Source organism: Collinsella sp. LCP19S3_C9, assembly GCF_052121575.1.
GTDB lineage: Bacteria > Actinomycetota > Coriobacteriia > Coriobacteriales > Coriobacteriaceae > Collinsella.
This window is the reverse complement of sequence record NZ_JBQKDZ010000004.1, coordinates 45,795-69,443: the sequence shown is the minus strand read 5'-3', so window position 1 is coordinate 69,443 and position 23,649 is coordinate 45,795. Positions and strand designations below refer to the sequence as shown.

Below are 23,649 nucleotides of genomic sequence, written 5' to 3'. Positions count from 1 at the left end.
CTAGTCCAGGCGCTGACCATCGGCGCGCACGTGCTCGGTGCCGCGCCCACTGATCTGGCGGATAACCTCGCCGGCAATCATCTGACCCATGATGGGCGGCATAAAGCTGGCGGTTCCCAGCTCGGTACGCTCATGGATGTTGGAAGGGTCGCGGGGCTGTGTCTTAACCGATTCCTCGCAGCTAAACAATACATGTAGGCTCTTGATTCCGCGCTTCTTACATTCTTTGCGCATAATGCGGCTCATGGGGTCACGTACCGTATCGAAGATGTCGGCAAAGTGGAGGCACTCGGGATGGAGCTTGTTGGCCCCGCCCATGGAGCTAACCAAACGAATGTCGTGGTCCTGAGCATATTTGGCAATGGTGAGCTTGGCCGAGATGGTGTCGATGGCGTCGACGACGTAGTCGAGCTTGCCGTCCGTCTGCTCAAAAACGCTCGCAAAGAACTCGTCGATGTTGTCGCTCAACAGGTATTCGGTACGCTTGATGACGGTAGCGGCGGGATTGATATCGCGAATCATGGCTTCCATCACGTCCACCTTGCGCTTGCCGACGGTGCTGTGAAAGGCGATGGCCTGGCGATTGATATTGCTGGGCGCGATGATGTCCTTGTCCAGAATGACGAAATGACCGATGCCGCCGCGGGCGAGTGCCTCGCAGCAATTGGAGCCCACGCCTCCGCAGCCGAGCACCAGCACCGTAGCATCGGCGAGCTTATCGAGTGCCTCGCGGCCCATGATAATCTCGAGCTTGGTGTCGCGTGTCTCGATGGGAGTTGCGGCTGTGGTTTCGGTCATAAATATCCTCCGATGGGGAAGCAAGTCGTGTTTTAGCTATCGCCATTATAGGTATTATCACGATTCCATTTGAACCCTTGGGGTTTGTTGAAATGGGATCGGGATTCGCATAAGATTGAAGCAGATGGCGCCTGTTGCCGCGGGTTAGCCAACTCCGAAACACGTTTATGGCGTGAGAAGTGGCCGTCTTCGCATTACGCGGGGGCGGCTATTTTTTTGAGTACAAGATTAGATAATTAGACAAACATTTAAATATCGAGTATAGTGTGCGCGTCGAACGAAATGATGAGAGGAGGTCCTATGCCGGGAGAGGGTTTTAAAGCGCTGGCCGATCCTACGCGGCGGCGCATTTTGGAACTACTACGCGAGGGCGACCGCACGGCTGGGGAGCTTGCCGAGCATTTTGACATCAGCAAGCCGTCGTTGAGCCATCATTTGGCGACGCTCAAAAACGCCGGGTTGGTGACCGATGAACGTCATGGCCAAAACATCGTTTACAGCTTAAACACCACCGTCATGCAGGACTTGATCGGTTGGTTTATGGGCTTTACAAACACTGAAGGTGATAAGGATGAATAACGAAAACAAGGGCATTCACGCCACGGGGGTATCGCCACGCGTGTGGATCGCGCTGGTCGCTCTGTGCGTCGCCAATATCGTAGCGCACCTTATGGTGATGCCGAGCTTGCCTGCGCAGATTCCCACGCACTGGGGCGCGAACGGCGTTGACGGTTGGGGTCCCAGCTGGATGGCCTCCGCGCACGGCGTGCTGCCCCTGGTGCTTCTCGCAATGTTCTGCGTGGTGCCGCGCATCGATCCCAAAGGTGAGGCATATCGAACCTCGGGCAAGTTCTATCAGGGCTTCGTAATCGCCTTCACCCTGTTCATTTGTGGTATAAGCTGGCTGGGAGAGCTTACGGTCTGGGGCGTGGTGCCGGCGGTCGGTTCGGTCAACGTGCTGATTTCCGGTGCTGTCGGTTTGCTGTTCATTGGCGTAGGCAACTACTTGCCGCGTGTGAAGCAGAACTATACGCTCGGTATCAAGACGCCCTGGGCACTTGCCGATCCCGAGAACTGGCGCCGTACGCAGCGTTTTGGCGGTGCCTGCTTTATGGTGCTGGGTGTTGGTCTGATTGTGATGGGCGTTGCGGGTAGCGTGCTTTCAAGTGAAGTTGTCGCCGCGGTGATTGCGGTTCTGGCGTTTGGTTCGGTCGGAGTCGTCTACGTCTACTCGTATCTGCTGTGGCGCAAATCGCAGCGAGCCGCTCGTTAAGGTTGCGGAAAACTAGCGTACGCAGTTCATAGTATGTTCCGGGGGACTTTTCCCAGGTAGTATTAGGGGGTATGGGTAACCGTGCCCCTTTTTCGTTACGTTTTAGAGCTGGTTTTCTCATCTCGTTTCCACTAAAGCGAAACAAGAATAGGGAAACAGCAGGTAGAAAGGATAAAACAGGCAAATGGCAGAGTTTATCTACCAGATGTATCAGGCTCGCAAGGCTCATGGCGACAAGGTGATCCTTGACGACGTGATCCTGAGCTTCTATCCCGGTGCCAAGATCGGCGTCGTGGGCCCTAACGGCATGGGCAAGTCGACCCTGCTCAAGATCATGGCCGGCATCGAGGAAGTCTCCAACGGCGATGCCAGACTTACCCCCGGCTACACCGTGGGTATCCTGCAGCAGGAGCCGCCGCTCGACGACGACAAGACCGTCATCGAGAACGTGCGCATGGCATTTGGCGACATGATCGCCAAGGTCGATCGCTTCAATAAGATCGGCGAGGAGATGTGCGACCCGGACTGCGACATGGATGCCCTCATGGCCGAGATGGGCAAGCTCCAGGACGAAATCGATGCCGCCGACGGCTGGGATATCGATTCCAAGCTCGGCCAGGCTATGGATGCCCTGCAGCTGCCCGATTCCGACATGCCGGTCAATGTGCTTTCCGGCGGAGAGCGCCGTCGCGTGGCCCTGTGCAAGCTGCTGCTCGAAGCTCCCGACCTGCTGCTGCTCGATGAGCCCACCAACCACCTGGACGCCGAGTCGATCCTGTGGCTCGAGCACTTCCTGCACAACTACCAGGGCGCGGTGCTTGCCGTCACACACGATCGCTACTTCCTGGACAACGTTGCCGAGTGGATCTGCGAGGTCGACCGCGGCCACCTCTATCCCTACAAGGGCAACTACTCCACGTATCTGGAGACCAAGGCCGCGCGTATCGAGGCTCAGAGCAACCGCGACGCCAAGCTCGCCAAGCGCATGGAGGCCGAGCTCGAGTGGGTACGCTCCAGCCCCAAGGCCCGCCAGGCCAAGAACAAGGCCCGTCTGGCTCGCTATGAGGAGATGGAGGCCGAGGCCCGCGCAAGCCAGAAGCTCGACTGGACCGACATCCGCATCCCTGTGGGCCCGCGTCTGGGCAACAAGGTGCTCGAGGCACATCACCTGCACAAGGAGTTCGATGGCCGCGTGCTCATCGACGACCTATCATTCACTCTGCCGCGCAACGGCATCGTGGGCGTCATCGGCCCCAACGGTGTGGGCAAGACCACGCTGTTCAAGACCATCGTGGGTCTGGAGCCGCTGACTTCGGGCGAGCTCGAGGTGGGCGAGACTGTCAAGATCTCCTATGTCGATCAGAACCGCTCCGGCATCGACCCCGATAAGAACCTGTGGGAGGTCGTCTCGGACGGCCTGGACCACATGATGGTCGGCGAGACCGAGGTCCCCAGCCGCGCATACGTGGCGAGCTTTGGCTTTAAGGGCCAGGACCAGCAGAAACGCGCTGGCGTACTTTCCGGTGGCGAGCGCAACCGTCTGAACTTGGCGCTTACGCTCAAGCAGGGCGGCAACCTGCTGCTCCTCGACGAGCCCACGAACGACCTCGACGTCGAGACGCTGTCCTCGCTCGAAGCGGCGCTGCTCGAGTTCCCGGGCTGCTCGGTGGTCATTAGCCACGACCGTATGTTCCTGGACCGCGTCGCCACGCACATTCTGGCGTGGGAGGGCACCGACGAGAATCCGGGCAACTGGTATTGGTTTGAGGGCAACTTCGAGGCCTATCAGGCCAACCGCATCGAGCGCCTGGGCGAGGACGCAGCCCAGCCGCATCGTATTCACCGCAAGCTGACGCGCGATTAGTCGAGCTCAGGTGACCTAACGAGAAAGGGACGATAACCTTGAGGGTTATCGTCCCTATTTTACTTGGTAGAAGGCTCGACTTTGTCGATGGTCCAGGTGGCTCCGAGACCGCCGGTGGTGTTGCGGCGGATGCGCACGGTGACTTCGTGGCGCTCGCCGGCCTGCGTGTAGCGCAGGGGGAAGCTTGCGCGGTTTCGCGTGGCCTCGATGGTACCGCGCTCGCGGGCGATCCAGTAGTACTCGCCGACGATGCCGAGCGTGTCGGCGCCGTAGGGGAGATAGGTCGACAGCTGGTGTAGCAATGGGCCGGGGCAGAAGACCTCGGTTGTGAAATCGACGGGGAAGTCCTCGGGGATGGTCGGTGCTGCGGGTGCGGGGGTTGGGACCGCCGCGGGTGCCGAAGCCGGTGCCGGTGCGGGAATTTGGCCGCAAGCAGCGGCGGGCACGGACTCGATGACGTGTGCGGGCTTTGGCGTCGCTTCCGGCTTGATCGTAGAATCTGCGGGCTTTACGGTGACTGGCGCGTCTGCAGTTGCGGTTTCAACCTCAACCTGCACCGCGCTCTCATTCTCGACGCTCGACTTTGCCTCGGCTGGCGTGGATGCCATGGTGGTGATGCCGGCGTTTGCGTTCTCGGGGTCATAGACGACCGTGAGCGAGATGGCAGGCTGCGGTGTCTCGGGCTCTGGCGTCGACTCGGTAGCGTCTTGATCGGCGGGCTCGTCGGGCTGATCGTCCTCGGCCTCGTCGCCAAAGACATCGCTGTTTTGGAACGCAGACGTCTCGGGTTGGTTGGCGGCTTCTTCGGTTGTCGACTTGGGAGCCTCCTCGAGCTCCGCAGTGGCTTCCTGCTCGGATATGACTTCGGGATCGGTCGTGGCGGCGATTTCGGTTTCGGCTTCTGCCGTTACCTCAATAGCGACTTCGATCCCTGTCTCGGGCTCGGGCTCTGGCTCCGGAGCAACTTCGGCCACGGGCTCGGGCTCGGGACGCTTAACGTGCTTGGGACGCACGGCCTTGAGGTCCTTCTCGCCGCGCTTTTTCTTTTTGTAGGACTGCTTGGCGCCCTTGGCAGCCTTGGGCTTGTCCTCGCCTTTGGCAAGGGCGGCATCCCAGTCCTCGTTGGCGATGACGGTGGCATACAGGCGGCCGCCTTTAAAGACGGTCAGCTTAATGCAGTCGTCGAGCTCCTCGAGCAGCTCGCGCGTGGACTCGAAGCCCAGGCCATAAGCGGCCATGTCGCCAGCGGCGAGCGCCTCCTCGACCTGCGTCATAAACGTTTGCTTGCCGCACCCAATCGCATCGCGCAGCAGGCGATACAGATAGATGTGGTTGCCCAGCGATAGTGTGGGCTTAACTATTGTCTTGCTCATGGCAAATCTCCTCTATACACACCAAAGCATCTTACCATCGCATGGGGCTTGCCATCTCGTCGCCCAAGGCAAACGGGCGCGACCGTTGCCGGTTCGCGCCCGTTATGCAGGTCGGTTATCTATGAGAGGCAAACGTGCCTAGTTGCCCGATGCCGTGCCTTGGCTCGAGCTGTCAGATGGCGTGCCGGACGCGGATCCGCTCGAACTGTTCGAACTGTTCGAGCTATTGGTGTTGCTGTTGTCGGTGGAGCTTGTGCCCGATGTATTGCTGCTCGTCTGGTCGCCCGTGCTCGGCTGAGAGCTGTCAGTCGTTTGGCTTGAGTCGGTTGTGCCGGATTGCGTACCGCTGTTGTTCACAGAGGAATCGGCGCCCTGCGATTGATCGGGGGTGTTCGAGGACGAGTCGGTGGATGCGGAGGTGTCCTGCGAGTCGTCCTGCTGGCTTTGCGATTGACCAGTGCTATCCGCGTCGTGCTCGGTCGTGCGCGACGAAAGGATTGACTCGGGGCGCTCGCCCAGACCTTCACCGGCGGTGGTGATAAGGATGGCGCCAGCGCAGGCGATGACCGCGACGATGGCGATGGCGATCGAGAAGACGATGACCTTCTTTTGCGTCTGGCTGCGCTCTGCCGCCGCCTTGGCACGCAGACTGTTGGGGGCGACGCGCGCCGTGGTCGCGCGCCCCGCAACCTGGCGCATCTCCTGCGTAATCGCGGCTCCGCCCAGGTGCTCCTCGGCATTAAGGTCAACGGGCTCATAGGCGCCGGCAGGGTAGTCGACGGCGGCGTGCGTACCTTTGAGGGCTTCGGCGCTGGCAGAGATAAAGTGGCGGTAGACCTGCGAGGACACAACGGTGATGACCGAGCTCACGGCGGCACCGATCACCGATCCGGCGATGCCGATCTTGGAAGCAAGTGCGACGCTCGTGGCGGCAGCTGCGGCGCCGGCGATGATTTGGGGAATGGAAATGTCGTCGAACAGGCCCTTTTTGGGCGCGATGGCCATGGTCTGTCCGATGGAATGGTTTTCGTGAACGCCGTTGTTGAGCGCGGCCGGTGTCATGACGCGCGTGCGCGGCGCGTCGGTGTACTTGGTTGTCATACGGGGCCCTCCCGGTGTAAATCTGCTTCGTTTCGTGTAGCCATCAGGGTACCCACCAGATGTGAATCGTACGTGACATTTAACAGATACCATCAACTCATCAATAGCTCACCAAATTGGTGGGATGCGGTTACACCCGGCGGTTGAACTACAATAGGGCTTGCTAATTGTTGTGAATGGCGTCTACGCACGGGAGCATTCTTATGAATCTTCACCTTTCTCAGTCTGATGGCTTTTTGCGTGTGGCGGCGGCCTCGCCGAGGATTCGCGTGGCCGATGTCGAGGGCAATGCCGAGGTTGCGCTGGCGGCTGTTCGCGAGGCGGTCGAGCGCGGTGTCCGTGCTCTGGTGCTGCCCGAGCTTAATCTGACTGGCTATACCGCGGCTGACCTGTTCCATAACCGCACGCTGCTGCATGCCTGCGAGGCTGCTCTGGTGCATATCCTCGATGAGACTCGTGAGCTGCCGATTGTCTTTACCATCGGTCTTCCCGTTGCGGTGGCCGAGAATATCTACAACTGTGCCGCCGTGTGCTGCGCGGGCGAGCTTTTGGGCCTCACGGCCAAGAAGTATCTGCCCAACTATGGCGAGTTCTATGAGCGCCGTTGGTTTGCTCCGGCGCCCGCCGATCCCGTGTGGGTTGAGTTTGCCGGTCAGGGTCCGGTTCCGCTGGGTTCGGGGCTTGTCTACCGCTGCTGTGATGAGGGCGCCGAGGATTTGGTACTCGGTATTGAGGTCTGCGAGGACCTGTGGGTGCCGGCGCCCCCTTCGACCGAGATGGCGCTTGCCGGTGCGACGGTGATCCTCAATCCGTCGGCCTCGGACGAGATTATCGGTAAGGCAGACTATCGCCGCAGCCTTATCTCTAACCAAAGCGCGCGCCTGTACTGCGCCTATGCCTACGCAGACGCGAGCGAGGGCGAGTCCACGACCGACATGGTCTTTGCAGGCGAGAACCTCGTCTACGAAAACGGTTCGAAGCTCGCCGCCACGAAGCTCCTCACCTGCGATATGGCGGTGGCCGACGTTGACCTCGACCGTCTGGTTGCCGAGCGTCGTCGTTCGACCACGTGGACGCGCGCGGACGATGCGCCGGAGGCCACGATTGTTGAGTTTTCGTTTGAGGGCGTGCTGGCCGAAGAACCTGTCCTGCGCGATGCGCTCGACATCGACCGTGTTTTCCCCCGCGCGCCCTTTGTGCCGGCCGACCATGGTGACCTGGCCGGGCGCTGCGAGACGATCCTCAATCTGCAGACTGCCGGCCTCAAGACTCGCCTTGCCCATACGGGTACCAAGGCTGCAGTCATCGGTCTTTCGGGCGGCCTGGATTCCACGCTGGCACTGCTTGTGACCGTGCGTGCCTTCGATGCATTGGGGCTGCCGCGCACGGGTATCACGGCGGTTTCCATGCCCGGCTTTGGCACGACACATCGCACCAAGTCGAATGCCGAGTCGCTCGCTCGCGACCTGGGTGTGAGCTTCCGCGAGGTTTCGATCCACACGGCTGTGGAGCAGCACTTCAAGGACATTGAGCACGACCCGGCCGTTCAGGACGTGACCTACGAGAACAGCCAGGCCCGCGAGCGTACGCAGATTCTGATGGATCTGGCTAACCAGGCTGGCGGTTTTGTCATCGGCACGGGCGACCTGTCGGAGCTGGCGCTTGGCTGGGCTACCTATAACGGCGACCACATGAGCATGTACGCCGTCAACGCGAGCGTGCCCAAGACGCTTGTGCGCCATCTGGTACGTTATGCCGCTGATGTCTTTGGCGGGCGTATTGCCGAGGTCTTGCTCGATATCCTCGATACGCCGGTGTCCCCCGAGCTTCTGCCGCCGACGGGCGACGGTGAGATTGCTCAGAAGACCGAGGATTTGGTGGGCCCGTACGAGCTGCACGATTACTTCCTCTATTACCTGCTGCGTTTTGGCTTTGAGCCGGGCAAGATCTACCGTATGGCGCTCAAGAGCTTTGAGGGTGTCTATGACGCCAAGACCGTCCACACGTGGTTGCGTACGTTCTATCGTCGCTTCTTTGCCCAGCAGTTTAAGCGCAGCTGTCTGCCCGATGGTCCCAAGGTGGGCTCGGTGACGCTCAGCCCGCGCGGTGATTGGCGTATGCCGAGTGACGCCAGCTCGCGTCTGTGGCTTGCGCGGATCGACGCGCTCAATCCAATTGACTAAGGTTGGCTAAATTGAACCAATACGGGGGTTGCAAGCGTTACACTTTTGCAATCTGATGGCCCGTATCGCGCGGCGCTCTTGTCGGAGCGCCGTATTTTTTATATCGAAAGGTGGCACCATGCAGGCATCGCAGCGTCTCGACCGCTTTGGCGCGGAGGTCTTCGCCTCGCTCAACAACAAACTTCTTGCGCTGAAGGCTCAGGGCAAGACCATTTACAACATGAGCGTGGGCACGCCCGACTTTAAGCCGTACGACCACGTGGTCGAGGCGCTCACGCAGGCCGCCCAAAATCCCGAGATGTGGAAGTATTCCCTGCGCGACCTGCCCGAGCTTAAGCAGGCCGTGTGCGATTACTATGAGCGTCGCTTTGGCGTTTCGGGCATTACGCCGTCCATGGTGCAGTCGTGCAACGGCACGCAGGAGGGCGTGGGTCATTTGGGCCTGGCCCTGCTCGATCCGGGTGACACCATTCTGGTTCCCGATCCGTGCTATCCGGTCTTTGAGGCGGGCGCCAAGATCGCCGATGCCAAGCTCGAGTACTATCCGCTGGTGGCGGAGCACAATTACCTGCCCTATGTGGCGGGCATCGATCCCGAGGTGGCCGATCGTGCCAAGTACATGATCGTGTCGTTGCCCGCCAACCCGGTGGGCTCGGTGGGCACGCCCGAGGTCTACGAGGAGATCATCGCCTTCGCCCGCGAGCACGACCTGCTGATCGTCCATGACAACGCGTACTCCGACATCGTGTTTGACGGCGAGCCCGGCGGCAGCTTCTTGCAGTATCCCGGTGCGCTCGAGGTGGGCGTGGAATTCTTCTCGCTTTCCAAGTCGTTTAACGTCACCGGTGCGCGCATCGGCTTTTTGGTCGGTCGCGAGGATGTGGTCTCTGCCTTTGCCAAGCTGCGCAGCCAGATCGACTTCGGCATGTTCTTCCCGATTCAGAAGGCCGCCATCGCCTGCCTCAATGGTCCGCGCGATGAGGTCGAGGCGCAACGTCTGAAGTACCAGGAGCGCCGCGATGCCCTGTGCGACGGTCTTGAGGACCTGGGCTGGGAGCGTCCCAACGCGCATGGCTCTATGTTTGTGTGGGCCAAGCTTCCCGGTGGTCGCACCGATTCCATGGCGTTTTGCGAGGAGCTTATGGAGAAGGCCGGCGTTGTGGTGACGCCGGGCGCGAGCTTTGGCCCTTCGGGCGAGGGGCACGTGCGCATGGCGCTGGTCCTGCCGCCCGATCAGATCGCTTTGGCTGTCGAGGCCATTCGCGAGGCGGGCCTGTATTAGAAGACTATTCGGGCTCGTCAATAGCTCGAAACCGATTTCGTGCAGTTATTTTACGAATCCTGCAAACAATTTCGGTAAACGGTCGATTTTTGGCTGCGTATAGGAGCATAATCAAAGTCCCGATTGGATGTATTGGGATTACGGCAAGCCGTTCGGGTCGTTCCCGGGCGGCTTGTTTGTGGAGAGAGATGGGAGTTTCTAATGGTTAACGAGAAGAAGGTCGCTATTGTCGGCTGCGGTTTCGTCGGTTCGTCTTCGGCGTTCGCGCTGATGCAGAGTGGTCTGTTCTCCGAGATGGTTCTCATCGACGTGGACAAGAACCGCGCCGAGGGCGAGGCCCTGGATATTGCGCACGGCATGACGTTTGCCGAGCCGATGAAGATCTACGCCGGCGATTATTCTGATGTCGCCGACGCCGCCATGATCGTCGTCACCGCTGGCGCTGCTCAGAAGCCCGGTGAGACCCGCCTGGACCTGGTCAACAAGAACGTCAGCATCTTTAAGTCCATTATTCCCGAGATTAAGAAGTCTGGCTTCGACGGCATTCTGCTCATCGTCTCCAACCCGGTCGACGTTCTGACCTACGCCGCCATCAAGATGTCCGGTCTGCCCGAGGGCCATGTCATCGGCTCCGGCACCGTGCTCGACACCGGCCGTCTGCAGCAAATGCTCGGCGCTCACGTCGAGGTTGACCCGCGCGATGTCCAGGCCTACGTCATGGGCGAGCATGGTGACTCCGAGTTTGTCGCCTGGTCCAGCGCTCAGGTTGCCGGCGTGCCGCTGAACACCTTCTGCGAGCTTCACGGCCACCTGGAGCATGAGGCTGCCGAGAAGCGCATTGCCGAGGACGTCAAGAACTCCGCCTACACCATCATCGAGAAGAAGCACGCCACCTACTATGGTGTCGCTATGGCAGTAAAGCGCATCTGCACTGCCGTCATGCGTGACGAGCAGACCGTTCTGCCCGTCTCCTCGCTCATGGTGGGCGAGTACGGCCTGTCCGATCTGGCCATCTCCATGCCGACGGTCGTTGGTCGCGACGGTGTCGTCTGCCGAGTCCCCGTGCCGCTGGACGATGACGAGCAGCATGAGCTCACCGCCTCCGCAAAGGCCCTCAAGGACATCATCGACAGCGTCGACTTTTCCTGCTAAATTCGGCTCGTTTAAGCAACAGGCTACAACGAAGGCGTCCGGGCCCATGTGACCCGGGCGCTTTTTTATGCAAAGGGGACAGGCTTGTTTGCACCAATCTTCGATGCGCCTGGGGTGGACTCGACCGCTATACTGGTTCGTGCCAAAAGCGATCTAGAACGGAATGCCGTATATGAAAATCAATCACGCGATTCTGCATATCCTGGACTTTGACTCTGCCGTCAACGTCATGAGCCAGCGCGAGCTGGATATCGAAAGCCGTACCGTGCGCAGCTTTGTGACCACGCATCTGCGCCGTGCACGTACCTCGGCCGACAATAAGCGCGCCACGTTTGCGGAGAACTCTGCGTTTGGCGGCGAGCTCAAGGGCTATTTCTTTGGTGAGCGTGAGTTCGTGGACTTGTCTCAGCAGATTGCGGAGTTCATCTCTTCCGAACTCACCAAGGCCGAGAAAGCCGAGTCCACTGACGTGCTTGTGGCGGACTTTGACGATGATGAAGATGCCCGCTGGTTTGCCGTGATGCTGCTGGGCTCCAAGCAGGCATTCATGCACGAGGTGGGTCGCGAAGAGGGCGAGGTTCGTAACGACATCGCGCGCCACTACGCCATTTTGCCAAACCCCTCGCAAAAGGTGCCGAGCTATGCCATCGTGCGTGCAAGCACCATGGAGATCGGCTACGTGGACAAGAAGCGCAAGATTGCCGGCGAGGACCGCATGCTCATTCCCGACGGCCTGCTGCAGTGCGACACGGGGGTTTCGGGTAAGGAGGTCATCGACACGGTGACGCGCGTGGTCGAGGAAGTCGCCGAGGAGCACGGCGCCAACACGGCCGTAGCGCTCGCCAAGGTTAAAGCCGCCGTTGCCGAGAAGGTTGAAGACGACGAGGAGCTGCCGCCTTGGGATATCGTCGATGAGGTCTTTGAGGACGAGCCGGTCATCAAGGAGAGCGTACGTGCGGCGCTGACCGAGGAGAAGGTTCCCGAGCGCGTGCCCGTGGAGCGCAAGCAAGTCGAGCGCGCGGCGGTGCGCAATCACAAGATTCGTACCGACACGGGCATCGAGATCAGCTTCCCGGCCGAGATGGGTTCAAACTCCGAGTACATCGAGTTTGTCAACGAGCCCAACGGCCTCATCTCCATCGAGCTCAAAAACATCGGTAGCATCGAGAATCGATAAGGCTTTTAACTTTTGAATAAAAGTCTGGATTATATTTTGAAGTATACTTTGAAATATAATCCAGATTATTTTTTGGAGGTCAAAATGTCCCCACTTGTTCTGGAAAAACCGGTGTTTACTAAAGACCAGGTTGTTTCTGCTACCGAAGCAAGCAAGTCCTTATCCGCCATTCGTAAACGCGCAAAACGCGCGCCTCAGTTCATTGCTGATCATAATGATATCGATACCGTGATTATCGACTATGCTGCCTATGAGGAAATGTACGGCGCGCTGCAGTATCTGCGTGAACTTGAGATAAACCGCATCGCTGCGGATCGAGTCAAGCATGGTCCGCATGAGTTTGTTCCGTTTGAGGACTCCTTAACTGCCGAGGACCTCGCGGAGCTTGAGTCGATGGATCCGGACGCGATTCTCGACGAGGACCTTTTCGAATGAGCGGGCATTTTGTTGTCGGCTTTTTGAATCGAGACGTCGAGAAGGAATATCAAAAACTAGATGGATCCCAGCGCAGGCTCGTCCGTATTGCCGTCGCAAAATTAAAGACGCGCGCTGATGAAATCGGAACGCCGCTTCACGGCGAGCTCGCCGGCTGCAAAAAGATTAAATGGCGGAATGCGGGACTCAAAATGGTTTTCCGAATCCGAGAGGACGGAATGGTTGAGATTGCCGAGATTGTGGCAGTAGCACGGCGCGATCGTTTCGAGGTCTATAAGACGGCCGTAGGGCGCCTGTCAAAGCAACCCGCCATGGTTGAATACAACGGAACCCTGAGATAGGGAGGGCCGAAGCCTCGGACGAGGGCTTCGGCCTTTGTTGTTTTCGGCTTGGTTGCTGACATTACCCCGCAGGTTGAGCACACGTCAGCGAAAACGCCCCTAAGCGAGCAAGGTGACGTGAAAGAGGAGGGAAGCGTACTTTTGTACGCGACCGACGATTGAACGTCAGATTGCCGCTTAGGGGCGTTTGCAGCGTCGACCGGTCCGTCGTTCGTTAGAACGACGGAACCAAAGGTGCAGCGTCGAGCCGTTACGCGGTTTGGTAAAACCGCGTAACCCTACAGCTGGCGCAGGCCTTCCTCGAGACCGGTCTTGCTATCGGTCTTCTCGTCGCGCATCTTGATAACGCGGGCGGGGACACCGGCGACCACGGCGCCGGCGGGGACGTCCTCGACGCACACGGCGCCGGCGGCAACGACAGCACCCTTGCCCACGCGCACGCCTTCCAGGACCACAGCATTGGCGCCGATCATAACGTCGTCCTCGATGATCACGGGGGTGGCGCTGGCGGGCTCCACGACGCCTGCCAGCACGGTGCCGGCGCCGATGTGGCAGTTCTTGCCCACGGTGGCGCGACCGCCCAGCACGGCGCCCATATCGATCATGGAGCCTTCGCCAATGACGGCGCCGATGTTGATGATGGCGCCCATCATGATGACGGCACGGTCGCCGATCTCGACGCGGTCGCGGATGATCGCACCCGGCTCGATGCGGGCGTTGATGCCCTTGAGGTCGAGCATGGGCACGGCGGAGTTGCGGCAGTCGTTCTCCACATCGTAGTAGTCGATGGAATCGACGTTGGCGTCGAGGATTGCCTTGAGCTCATCCCAGTCGCCAAATACAGTCTTGCCACGGCGGCCGCCATAGACATGCGCACTGCCCCACTGGACCTTCATGCCCGGCTTTTCGCGCACGTACAGCTTGACGGGCGTCTTCTTGGGCGCGGTGGCGATATAGTTGATAATCTCCTGTGCATCCATTTCGGCTGCGTTGCTCATTTGCGGTCTCTCCTTTGGGCGGATCCGGTTGATACCTGGTTAGGCAAACATGACCTGGTCGAACGTATAGAAGCCGGGTTCGCGGGTGACGAGCTTCTGCGCGGCTGCCAAGGCGCCGTTGACAAAGATCTGACGACTCGTGGCGCGATGCGCGAGCGTGACCTCCTCGTCCTGGCCAAAGAAACTCACTTCGTGCACGCCGGCGACAGTGCCACCGCGCAGCGAGTGCATGCCGATCTCCTTGGGGTCGCGCGCTCCGCACATGCCCTCGCGGCCATAGACGGGGTGGTAGCCTGCCTCGGGCTCGGCTTCGACGACGGCGTCGAGCAACAACTTGGCAGTGCCGCTGGGGGCGTCGACCTTTTGGTTGTGGTGCGTCTCGACGATTTCGCAGTCAAAGCCGGGCAGCTCTCGCGTGGCCTGTGCCACCAGATGACGCAGGGCTGCGATACCGATGGAGTAATTGCCGGAGTGCATGACGCGGGTGCTCTGACCCAGCTCGCGCAGGCGATCCATCTGCTCGGGCGTATAGCCTGTGGTGCCCGAGACCAACGCCGTGCCCGTGCGCTCGACATAGGCGACGACGGCGTCGAAGGTCGCAACGTTCGAGAAGTCGATGATGACGTCGGCTGCCGGAGCGTTCTCGAGCTCGGACAAGTCGAAGCCGATCTGGGCGACGATGTCAAAAACGGGCTCTCCGGCAGCGTCGACAATACCCTCGGCGGTAGTGCGGATGAGCGAGCCCATGCGGCCCGTTCCCATAATGACGGTCTTAATCAAGCAGACCAGCTCCCTTCAGAGCATCGGTAAGTGCGGAGCGCGTGTCGTCTGCCATGGGGCACAGCGGCATGCGGTAGTTTGCCTCGATCATACCCATCTGGGCGAGCGCTTCCTTGACGGGGATGGGGTTGACCTCGCTAAAGAGGGCATTGATGAGCGGCTGGCCGGCAATCTGGATATCGCGGGCACGTGCCACGTCACCGTCCAGATAGGCGCGGCACATGTCATGTACGAGCTGCGGCTGCACGTCGGCCCACACGCTGATGGTGCCCGAAGCACCCAGACTCATGAGCGGCACGGTGAGCGCGTCCTCGCCCGAGTACATGCGGAAGTTGTCGGACAGCAGGTGGGCGATCTTGGCAGCGTAGGCGACGTTGCCCGAGGCTTCCTTAATACCCATGATGTTGGGGTGCGCGGCCAAGCGCTCCACGTTGCGCTCGCTGATGCCGCAGCCACAGCGGCCGGGGATGTTGTACAGGATGCAGGGGATGTCTACGGCATCGGCGACGGTCTTAAAGTGCTGGTAGATACCCTCTTCGTTGGATTTGTTGTAGTAGGGGGTAATGAGCAGTAGACCGTCGGCTCCCAAGCCCTGGTAAGTGAGCGACTTGGTGAGCATGGTCTGCGTGGAGTTGGAGCCCGAGCCGGCGATGACGGGGACGCGTCCTGCAACTTGCTTGACCACCGCGGCGACAACGGAGTTGTCCTCGTCGTCGGTCATCGTGGCGCTCTCGCCGGTGGTGCCCAGGGCGAGGATGGCGTCGGTGCCATTTTGCAGGTGGAAATCGATAAGGCGCTCGAGCGCATCAAAGTCGACACTGCCGTCCTTTTTAAACGGCGTAACCAGGGCGACGATTGAGCCCTCGAGATTGCGGATGTCCATGTTCTTCTCCTTCGCTTCGGCGATCTGGATGCGCTTGTTCCATTGGGCGGCGACTGCCAGGCGCTCGTCTTGGGCGCGGCGGCGGGCACTTTCGGCGCGCGACTTGGCCAACAGTTCTCGGCCGCACGGCAGCACGTCGAGCGTGGCAAAGTAATCGCCCGGGCGCTCGGCGCGGCGGATGAGGTCGGCCGCGCCATCGGGGCGCAGCAGGACCTCGGCGGAGCGCAGCCGTCCGTTGTAGTTGTAGCCCATGGAGTAGCCATGCGCACCGGTATCGTGGATTACAAGCAGGTCGCCCATGTCGATATGCGGTAGCTCGCGATCGATGGCGAACTTATCGTTGTTCTCGCACAGATTGCCCGTGATGTCATAGGTGTTCGTGACGGGCGCTGTGCCCTTGTCGGCGCCGCCCGGCTGACCCATCACCGTAATGTGGTGGTAGGCACCATACATGGCGGGGCGGATCAAATCGACGGCGCTTGCATCGACACCGATATAGTCCTTGTAGATCTGCTTCTCGTGGATGGCCTTGGTGACCAGGCAGCCGTAGGGGCCCATCATAAAGCGGCCCATCTCGGTGTAGATTGCCACATCGCCCATGCCTGCGGGGACCAGGATCTCGTCGTATGCCGCGTGCACTCCCTCGCCGATGGCGTGAATGTCGTTGGCCTGCTGCTCGGGTAGGTAGGGGATGCCGACGCCGCCGGATAGATTGATGAAGGCGACGTGTGCGCCGGTCTCGCGCTCCAGGCGCACGGCAAGCTCAAAGAGGATGCGCGCGAGCTTGGGGTAGTAGTCGTTGGTGACGGTGTTGCTGGCAAGGAAGGCGTGGATGCCAAAGTCCTCGGCACCCTTGGTCTTGAGCATACGGAAGGCCTCGAAGAGTTGCTCGGTGGTCATGCCGTATTTGGAGTCGCCGGGGTTGTCCATGATGCCGTTGGAGAGCTGGAACAGGCCGCCCGGATTAAAGCGGCAGCTGACCGTCTTGGGGATGGGTCCCGCAACGCGCTCAAAGAACTCGATGTGGCTGATGTCGTCAAAGTTGACGATGGCACCCAGCTTGTCGGCGAGCTCAAAGTCCGCAGCCGGCGTGTCGTTGGACGAGAACATGATGTCGTGTCCCGTGATACCCAGCGAGCGGGCGATCATGAGCTCGGTATAGCTCGAGCAATCGCAGCCGCAGCCGTATTCGTTGAGAATGGAGATGAGTGCCGGGTTGGGGTTGGCCTTGACGGCAAAGTATTCCTTAAAGCCCGGGTTCCACGCAAAGGCGTCGCGCACCTCTTGCATGTTGCGGCGGATGCCCGCCTCGTCGTATAGATGAAACGGCGTGGGGAACTGCTCGACGATATGCTCGAGCGTCTCCTTGTCCACAAACGGCTGCTTGGCCGCATATGCCTCGTTGGGGGTCAATGCCATGTCCCGTAAACCTCGCTATCCAGACGGCGCCATCTGCGCATCGAATCCGCATAGCGTGGACCCAATGTCCGGATAGCGCTCCCGCATTGCTGCAGACAGTCCTGTGGGTGTTTCCCACAGGCCCACCAGGTTGTTCGTGCCCGAAAAACCCAGTTCGGCGGGTTTCGCCTCCCCGCGGGGTCAAAGCCTGCCGACTCGCCCGCGGCTCTTCGTGCCCGCGCCTCTATCAAGTGGTAAAGACCCTATCACGTTGCACTTTACCAAACAAGAGTATTCGTATATAACGTTTAAAAAATGCAGGGATATGCTGGAAACATGTGCGCCACAATCCTGTATCACAATAAGTTGCAACAAATGTGCCTCACGAAGGGATCCTCTATGACCGAGCTCCAAGAACTCCGTCGCTATCGCCGCGATCTCCATCGCATTCCGGAGCTCGATTTCGATCTTCCGCAAACCATTGCCTATATCGAGGGCGTGCTGGCACCGCTCACCTGCGAAGTGACCCATCCGTGCCCCAGCTGCGTCTGCGCTTTCTTCGACGCCGGCGTTGATGCCGCGCATGCCACGGCGATTCGCGCCGATATGGATGCGCTGCCCATTGAGGAGGCGACAGGGGCGGCCTTTGCCTCGACCCATCCCGGCAAGATGCACGCTTGCGGACATGACGGTCACATGGCCATGGCACTTGCCGCCGCGACGCATGTCGACCGTACGATTCGCGAGCAGCCGGGCGCCATGAGGCGCAACGTGCTCTTTGTGTTCCAGCCGGCCGAGGAAACGACCGGTGGTGCCAAGACGGTATGCGAGAGCGGCGTGTTCGAGCGCTATGGGGTCGACCGCATTTTTGGCTTCCATGTGTGGCCCGATCTGCCTGCCGGCACGTTGGCGAGCTGTTCCGGTCCGCTGTTGGCGCGTTCGAGCGAGACGCATATCTATATTCACGGTACGAGCATCCATATTGCTAAGACCTATGGCGTGCCGGTCGAGGAGTCGCACGATGCCGCGTTGGCGGCAGCGAAGTTTTTGGTTGCCGAGCGCGAGCTGATGGACGAGCTGGGCGGCGACGAGCCCTGCATCGGCAAGTTTGGTCTGCTGCAGGCCGGTACGGTTTGCAACGCGGTGGCGGGGGAGGCCCATGTGGCCGGAAGCCTGCGTGTGTTTACGGACGACATGTTCGACCGGGCGCGCGAAGGCGTGCGCCGCGTGCTGGACGATGCCTGTGCCGCAACGGGCTGCACGTACGATCTCGACTTTGCCGAGGGCTATCCGCCGGTCGACAACGACCCCGAGTTGTTTGCCAGCGTCGCGCCTGCCTTGCCCGGCCTGCAGCTTGTGGAGGAGCCGCTGTTAATTGCCGAGGACTTTGCTTTCTATCAGCGCCATCTGCCGGGCGTGTTCTTCTTGCTGGGCACGGGCGTGCCGGAGGGTCAAGAAAACCCGATCGACGCAGACGGCTGCCCAGCTTATGCGATGAGCGCCCTTCACACTGATACCATGCTCTTTGACGAGGAAATTCTGCTCAAGGGCCTCGATGTCTACAAACGATTGCTTTTGCTTGGTTAATCGGCGCGGGCGCATGTTCTAGAAAATACGAACAAATGTACGGTATAATAGAGATGTATGTCTGTAGAAACGTTTGACGTTATTAACGTAAGGCGATACTATGATTGCATCGTACAAAGATGAGGATACCGAACGTTTTGCAATGGGTGTGCGGGTCAGGAGGTTCGTGCCCTTTGAGCGGGTCGCATTGAGGAAGATTCGTCAACTGCAGGTTTGTGCTTCACTTGATGACCTTCGCGTTCCTCCGGGCAATCGTCTTGAAGCGTTGAAGGGCGATCGCGCCGGCCAATATAGTATCCGTGTTAATGAGCGCTATCGGGTCTGCTTTGAGTGGAGAAAGGGGATGGCTTGGAATGTCGAAATCGTCGATTATCACAAGTGATGAGACCGCGCCCGATTTGCTGTCACCGGTGACTCCTGGTGAACTTCTCAAAGAGGAATTTCTTGTTCCTATGGGCATTTCTCAATATCGTCTTGCTAAGGAGACCGGGATTCCGGCACAGCGTATTGGGCAGATTATTTTGGGGAGGCGTCGTGTTACGGCTGACACCGATCTTCGCCTTTGCCGCTACTTTGGCCTAACGGATGGTTATTGGCTGCGCGCCCAGATAGCGTTTGACCTCGAGGCGGAAAAGAGGCGCATCGAGCCGGAACTGGATAAGATCGTTCCTGTTCAGCAGGCTATCGCATTGTAGTGTTCAAAGATGTTGAGGTTGGAGTGACGATGGGGCGACGCCGACAGTCTGCCGTTTATAGTCCCGGTGGGTGTGGATGCGGCTTGTTGTTGCTTCCGGTTATTGCTGTGAGCATTGGCGTTATGTTTGCGCTTGCCGGGTTGGCGGCAGCGGCACTCGTGTTGCTGATCGTGGCCATTGGCGTGACGATTTGGCTCTGCCGCAATCGCGAGCAACGCCATGCCGACGGCAAGACCGATGTGGGATGGATTGTCTTTTTGGTTACCGCCTACCTGTTGAGCATCGGCTACCTTGTGTTCTTTGTTTTGCTGCTCGTTAGCACCTTTACCGGGGAATCCGTCACGGTGGGCTAGGCTTCGACGAGCCTTTTGAGGATGAGGCGAGGGGGCGGATGGGACATGTTGTTCAAGACGGAGTGCGACGCGCGGGCGGCAAGAAGATCGCGATTCCCATCGGCAAGCAGGACGCGACCGTCTTCCGCAAGGTGATGAGCGCAAAAGACGCCATCTAAGAGTTCGCGCCGGCGCTAGGGACGGCCGATCAGGAGCGGGCACTGCGTATTGCCCGAGTGCGGGCGAGACGGATGGTGGCGTGGATGATTCGCGCTTATCTTCCTTACTTTCGGATTATTCACCAAAAATAGCTGTGCGGGCACATCACGAACAATCGCCAAACAAGGCATAAACACGGGCGCGGGGCTTATCGGCTTCGTGCTCTTCTTCGCCATAAGAAACGACAACAGCAGAGCGGTTAGCCGAGCGCTAATTTTCGTCTGGAAAGCGAGTGGTATGATTCGACCTACAGGCCTTTCAAACTGAAACGGCGGAATTAACATGGGAAATGCTGTTATAACGCTCAGGGATTTGATGCCGGTGGCGCACCCAGAGAAGACAAAGATCAAATTCAACATGAATGCTGGCGACGTGAACGTGCGCGCGTACGACATGCTGTTGAAGGACACCTCGACCCCCGAGAAGACCGATAGCGGCTCGCGGTGGTACGAGATGAACGCGTGGAGGAGCGCGACGGGACAAGCGAATAACAACCTCAACCATGCAGATTACCTGCTCTCATTCGCACAGTACTACACCTACGGGCCCGAGTACTTCATCTTCGGCGGCATGCACAAAGTGGAGAAGGCAGTACCCGAGGTGCTGGGCGGCGTGGGCTACAAGTTGACGCTTCTTCCCGACTACGAGGCCTACATCAAGCGCCTCATCATCAAGTTGAAGAAGCCTATCGGGCGCGACATCTACAACAAGTTCTACGAGAACACGATGCACGACTTCGAGCCCGTAGTGTACGAGTACTCGATGAGCCTGGGCAACGTTGCCCCTTTTCCTGGCTACAAGTACGTGTGTATCGACCACAAGACCTTGCAGGCCGTTATCGCCAGCGTGGGCTCCGACTGGTACTGGGCGCTGGACAACGTGAAGGGCGTCTACTGCATCACCGACACCGCGACGGGGAAACTCTACGTGGGTTCGGCCTCGGGCGACAGCAAGAAGGACGCGGGCGCGGACTTGGGTATCTGGCAGCGCTGGAGCGCCTATGCCAACCCCATGGACCCGACTGGCGGCAACAAGGAGTTCAAGGCCATCGTGGCCGAGCACGGAACTGGGTACATCGTGGAAAACTTCACCTACTCCATTCTAGAGGTGTGCGACACCAAGATGACCACCGCCGAGGTGTGCGAGCGCGAGAGCCACTGGAAAGACGTGCTTTGCTCGCGCAAGTTCGGCATGAACTGGAACTAGGTGCGCGCCATGGGCTTGTTACGGACGGTGAGGGACTGCGTGTACGGCATGGCCGTGGGCGATGCGCTCGGCGTGCCCTACGAGTTCAGGCCGCGCGGCAGCTTTACCTGCACGGACATGGTGGGCCTCGGCACGCACAACCAGCCTGCGGGCACATGGAGCGACGACACGTCCATGGCGCTCGCGCTGTGCGACAGCTACCGCGAGCTCGGCGATATCAATTGCGACGATATCCTCGTCAAGTTCCGCAATTGGATAAACGAAGGCGCATACACCGCCGACGGGAACGTCTTCGACTACGGCAACGCCACCAGGCAGGCGCTCGATACGGGTTGCGGGCTCACAAGCGAATACAGCAAGGGCAACGGCTCGCTCATGCGTTGCCTGCCTATGGTGTTTATGGAATGCTCCGACTGCGACATAAGGGAGGTCAGCGCGATCACCCACGCTACCGACGACTGCTGCCAGGCCTGCGTGGACATGATCGCCTATGCCCGCGAGGTGCTTTACAGCGGGCACGCCGGCTGCGAGAGTGAGGACAGAGCTGGTGCCAGCGGCGGCTACGTGTGGGATACTTACCACGCCGCCATCTGGTGCCTAGAACATACCGACAACTACCGCGACTGCGTACTGACCGCCGTGAACCTGGGCGACGATACCGACACCACGGCTTGCGTGGCCGGTGGATTGGCCGGCATCCTGTACGGATACGAGGGCATTCCGACCGAGTGGTTAGAGGCCTTGCGCGGCAAGGACGTGATTGAGCCTTATTTGTTCGGCGGGGCTTACGGTGATGACCTGTGCAGGTTCGTTAAGCGCTTCGAGGATTCGCTGGACGGTCCCACCCGCGACTTCCACGCGTTGGCCCATGACATGTTCGGCCTGGGTTGGCACATGGACTTTGGCGAGGCCTTTGCCGGGGCATATCCGCGCTCCGGTACGGCCGAAGGACTGCGAGAGGACATAGACACCATAGACGACGTTGGGCTTCTGGGCAGCGGCGTCTTCTCTCGGTGGCGCTATATAACGCACTGGAAGTACGATAGCGTGCCTGATGAGGACGATCTGGAGTGGTTCAGGCTGGCGCTCGGGAGGCTTCGCGAGCTGGCATAGGGGTGCCGTGATTTGAATCGCTTGCCTGAGGTGGCTGATGCCGACTTAAAGCACGGGGAGATATACCGCAGCGCTATTGCTTTATTGCCTGAGTGATCTTAGGACCATACCTTTTATTCGATAGCGGGGCGACGGAATCGTCGATCACCATGCGCGCGCTATCTTCGACGGGCAGCCCCCTCATGGGCATCTTGCAGGCGAGAGGGGTGCGGCTAACGTCGGCCAGAGGCGCGGCAAGGGCGCTTTGGTATCAAGCTGCAGCCTCAATCACCGCTCCATCTGAACAGGCATCTTCTCAATCCAGTACCAATCTGGCTTACAACCCCCCCCATTAGCTCCCAGCTAATGAATTTGAGCTCGCTGCCTTCTACGATGTGCTGTGTACCGGCGCGGTAGCCGGATCGTAGGAAGGATGCATAATGAAAAAGCTCGAAAACGAAGTGCTGCTGAGCCGTCGCGCTGCACTTGGCGCATTCGCCACCGTCGCCTTGGGGACTGCCGGTCTTCTTGCCGGTTGTGGTAGCGATAAGGCGACCGTCACCGAGGACGCTGGCGATGGCGACAAGAAGGAAGAGGCGAAGAAGGAAGAGCAGCCTACGACTGACCTGGCGGTTGGCACGACGGTGACCACAGCTGCCGGTCTTTCCGTCGTTGTCGATTCCGTCCAGCCCGGCCTTACAAATTATGACGGTTCGACCATGACGGGCATTCACGTCACGTACGTCAACAATGGCGATGAGGGCGCAGATTACAATATCTACGACTGGAAGGGCGAGGACGCCAACGGCGCCCAACAGAATCAGGGTTACTACAGCGAGGGCTCCGATGAGCTGCAGTCTGGTACCCTTTCCGCCGGTGGCTCCGTGGCGGGCAATATCTACTTTGATGGCGATATCAAGAAGGCACTGTATTTTGCCAACATGTTTGATAAGTCTGCCACTGCAAGCTGGGTGCTGGCCTAGCATGTCGCTACCGTTGCGCCGGATGGGAGGTGAAGTCGTATGCCCGATAAAAAGCTGACCGAGGAGTTGCTCAATGAGCTTCTCGATGCGCCGAACATCGATGGCTATATCAGGGAGCACGACTTTGCCGCCCCGTCGCTTTCGGATTACCTGAAGCAGCTACTGCAGGAAAAGGGTTTGGAGCGCTCGCGCGTGGTTCGTATGGCCGATCTCAATGAGACCTTTGGCTATCAGATCTTTACCGGTGCGCGTCATCCGAGTCGCAATAAGGTACTGCAGATTGCCTTTGCGATGGCGCTGACGCTCAAAGAGACCAACCGTGCGCTGACGGCTGCCGGGGTAAGCGTCCTTAACTGCAAGGACCGCCGCGATGCGATTATCATCTTTTGCATCGATCGCGGGTGCAGCCTCCAAAAGGTCAACGAGGAGCTGTATCGCTTTGGCGAGGAGACGGTGAATTAGCCGCTGATATCTGAGCCGGCGGAGCTGTCGAACAA

General features: G+C 59.4%; 23 protein-coding genes and 1 riboswitch. Of the genes, 17 read left to right on the top strand and 6 right to left on the bottom strand.

Translation table 11 applies throughout. The features are described from left to right. Window positions 1-798 carry a tRNA threonylcarbamoyladenosine dehydratase gene (locus tag ACTQXI_RS03030; protein WP_441548299.1) on the bottom strand — a complete coding sequence of 266 codons (798 nt, stop codon included), beginning with the start codon at window positions 796-798 and terminating at the stop codon, window positions 1-3. 300 nt (window positions 799-1,098) lie between these two features. On the opposite strand from ACTQXI_RS03030, the gene ACTQXI_RS03025 reads away from it, so the two are divergent. From ACTQXI_RS03025 to ettA, 3 genes are all read left to right on the top strand, one after another. Continuing rightward, window positions 1,099-1,377: an autorepressor SdpR family transcription factor gene (locus ACTQXI_RS03025; protein ID WP_154517353.1), complete on the top strand. Its 279-nt coding sequence runs from the start codon at window positions 1,099-1,101 to the stop codon at window positions 1,375-1,377. Next, window positions 1,370-2,071: an SdpI family protein gene (locus ACTQXI_RS03020; RefSeq protein ID WP_441548298.1), complete on the top strand. Its 702-nt coding sequence runs from the start codon at window positions 1,370-1,372 to the stop codon at window positions 2,069-2,071. The genes ACTQXI_RS03025 and ACTQXI_RS03020 overlap by 8 nt, the downstream gene beginning before the upstream one ends. A 184-nt stretch (window positions 2,072-2,255) precedes the next feature. Then, window positions 2,256-3,935 carry an energy-dependent translational throttle protein EttA gene (gene ettA, locus ACTQXI_RS03015; RefSeq protein WP_441548297.1) on the top strand — a complete coding sequence of 560 codons (1,680 nt, stop codon included), beginning with the start codon at window positions 2,256-2,258 and terminating at the stop codon, window positions 3,933-3,935. Window positions 3,936-3,994: 59 nt separating this feature from the next. Here ettA and ACTQXI_RS03010 read toward each other — a convergent pair whose 3' ends face one another. Both ACTQXI_RS03010 and ACTQXI_RS03005 read right to left on the bottom strand, forming a co-directional pair. Continuing rightward, window positions 3,995-5,308, bottom strand: a complete 1,314-nt coding sequence (locus ACTQXI_RS03010; RefSeq protein ID WP_441548296.1) for a hypothetical protein — start codon at window positions 5,306-5,308, stop codon at window positions 3,995-3,997. A 138-nt stretch (window positions 5,309-5,446) separates the two neighbouring features. Beyond that, complete coding sequence (locus ACTQXI_RS03005; protein WP_441548295.1) at window positions 5,447-6,409, bottom strand: hypothetical protein; 963 nt, start codon at window positions 6,407-6,409, stop codon at window positions 5,447-5,449. Window positions 6,410-6,612: 203 nt separating this feature from the next. On the opposite strand from ACTQXI_RS03005, the gene ACTQXI_RS03000 reads away from it, so the two are divergent. The 6 genes from ACTQXI_RS03000 (at window position 6,613) to ACTQXI_RS02975 (ending at window position 12,979) form a co-directional block, all read left to right on the top strand. Beyond that, window positions 6,613-8,592, top strand: coding sequence for an NAD(+) synthase (locus tag ACTQXI_RS03000; RefSeq protein WP_441548294.1), 1,980 nt, complete (start codon window positions 6,613-6,615; stop codon window positions 8,590-8,592). A 118-nt stretch (window positions 8,593-8,710) separates the two neighbouring features. Beyond that, window positions 8,711-9,874 carry a pyridoxal phosphate-dependent aminotransferase gene (locus ACTQXI_RS02995; protein ID WP_154517336.1) on the top strand — a complete coding sequence of 388 codons (1,164 nt, stop codon included), beginning with the start codon at window positions 8,711-8,713 and terminating at the stop codon, window positions 9,872-9,874. Window positions 9,875-10,075: 201 nt separating this feature from the next. Beyond that, window positions 10,076-11,026, top strand: coding sequence for an L-lactate dehydrogenase (locus ACTQXI_RS02990; protein ID WP_117564413.1), 951 nt, complete (start codon window positions 10,076-10,078; stop codon window positions 11,024-11,026). A 172-nt stretch (window positions 11,027-11,198) separates the two neighbouring features. Next, window positions 11,199-12,203: a nucleoid-associated protein gene (locus tag ACTQXI_RS02985; RefSeq protein WP_118377194.1), complete on the top strand. Its 1,005-nt coding sequence runs from the start codon at window positions 11,199-11,201 to the stop codon at window positions 12,201-12,203. Between the two features lie 12 nt (window positions 12,204-12,215). After that, complete coding sequence (locus tag ACTQXI_RS02980) at window positions 12,216-12,638, top strand: hypothetical protein (protein ID WP_441548293.1); 423 nt, start codon at window positions 12,216-12,218, stop codon at window positions 12,636-12,638. Continuing rightward, window positions 12,635-12,979: a type II toxin-antitoxin system RelE family toxin gene (locus ACTQXI_RS02975; protein ID WP_441548292.1), complete on the top strand. Its 345-nt coding sequence runs from the start codon at window positions 12,635-12,637 to the stop codon at window positions 12,977-12,979. The genes ACTQXI_RS02980 and ACTQXI_RS02975 overlap by 4 nt, the downstream gene beginning before the upstream one ends. 278 nt (window positions 12,980-13,257) lie before the next feature. On the opposite strand, the gene dapD is transcribed toward ACTQXI_RS02975, so the two are convergent. The 3 genes from dapD to dapA are packed head-to-tail and all read right to left on the bottom strand — an operon-like array spanning window position 13,258 to window position 17,059. Next, complete coding sequence (gene dapD, locus ACTQXI_RS02970) at window positions 13,258-13,977, bottom strand: 2,3,4,5-tetrahydropyridine-2,6-dicarboxylate N-acetyltransferase (protein ID WP_441040967.1); 720 nt, start codon at window positions 13,975-13,977, stop codon at window positions 13,258-13,260. Between the two features lie 39 nt (window positions 13,978-14,016). Beyond that, complete coding sequence (gene dapB, locus ACTQXI_RS02965; RefSeq protein ID WP_441548291.1) at window positions 14,017-14,757, bottom strand: 4-hydroxy-tetrahydrodipicolinate reductase; 741 nt, start codon at window positions 14,755-14,757, stop codon at window positions 14,017-14,019. Further along, window positions 14,750-17,059 (bottom strand): 4-hydroxy-tetrahydrodipicolinate synthase, encoded by a 2,310-nt coding sequence (dapA, locus tag ACTQXI_RS02960; protein ID WP_441063779.1) that lies wholly within the window; start codon window positions 17,057-17,059, stop codon window positions 14,750-14,752. The genes dapB and dapA overlap by 8 nt, the downstream gene beginning before the upstream one ends. 65 nt (window positions 17,060-17,124) lie before the next feature. Beyond that, a riboswitch (Lysine riboswitch) is annotated at window positions 17,125-17,293 on the bottom strand. A 144-nt stretch (window positions 17,294-17,437) separates the two neighbouring features. Here dapA and ACTQXI_RS02955 point away from each other — a divergent pair. The 8 genes from ACTQXI_RS02955 to ACTQXI_RS02920 all read left to right on the top strand — a co-directional run bounded on the left by ACTQXI_RS02955 (window position 17,438) and on the right by ACTQXI_RS02920 (window position 23,614). Further along, complete coding sequence (locus ACTQXI_RS02955) at window positions 17,438-18,625, top strand: N-acetyldiaminopimelate deacetylase (RefSeq protein WP_441548290.1); 1,188 nt, start codon at window positions 17,438-17,440, stop codon at window positions 18,623-18,625. Between the two features lie 100 nt (window positions 18,626-18,725). Then, complete coding sequence (locus tag ACTQXI_RS02950) at window positions 18,726-19,007, top strand: type II toxin-antitoxin system RelE/ParE family toxin (RefSeq protein WP_441015768.1); 282 nt, start codon at window positions 18,726-18,728, stop codon at window positions 19,005-19,007. Beyond that, entirely contained in the window at window positions 18,979-19,320 is a 342-nt protein-coding gene (locus ACTQXI_RS02945; RefSeq protein ID WP_427727846.1) for a HigA family addiction module antitoxin, read from the top strand. Before ACTQXI_RS02950 ends, ACTQXI_RS02945 begins: the two co-directional genes overlap by 29 nt. Window positions 19,321-19,406: 86 nt before the next feature. Then, the gene (locus ACTQXI_RS02940) at window positions 19,407-19,673 is read left to right on the top strand and encodes a hypothetical protein (protein ID WP_427727848.1); all 267 of its coding nucleotides are present in this window, start codon (window positions 19,407-19,409) and stop codon (window positions 19,671-19,673) included. A 480-nt stretch (window positions 19,674-20,153) separates the two neighbouring features. Then, window positions 20,154-21,077 carry a GIY-YIG nuclease family protein gene (locus tag ACTQXI_RS02935; RefSeq protein WP_427727850.1) on the top strand — a complete coding sequence of 308 codons (924 nt, stop codon included), beginning with the start codon at window positions 20,154-20,156 and terminating at the stop codon, window positions 21,075-21,077. Window positions 21,078-21,086: 9 nt separating this feature from the next. Continuing rightward, complete coding sequence (locus ACTQXI_RS02930; protein ID WP_441048600.1) at window positions 21,087-22,190, top strand: ADP-ribosylglycohydrolase family protein; 1,104 nt, start codon at window positions 21,087-21,089, stop codon at window positions 22,188-22,190. A gap of 419 nt (window positions 22,191-22,609) precedes the next feature. Next, window positions 22,610-23,152, top strand: a complete 543-nt coding sequence (locus ACTQXI_RS02925) for a DUF4352 domain-containing protein (protein WP_154517316.1) — start codon at window positions 22,610-22,612, stop codon at window positions 23,150-23,152. Between the two features lie 39 nt (window positions 23,153-23,191). Next, a complete protein-coding gene (locus ACTQXI_RS02920; RefSeq protein WP_154517313.1) occupies window positions 23,192-23,614 on the top strand; it encodes an XRE family transcriptional regulator in 423 nt (140 codons plus the stop codon). The last annotated feature ends 35 nt before the right edge of the window (window positions 23,615-23,649 follow it).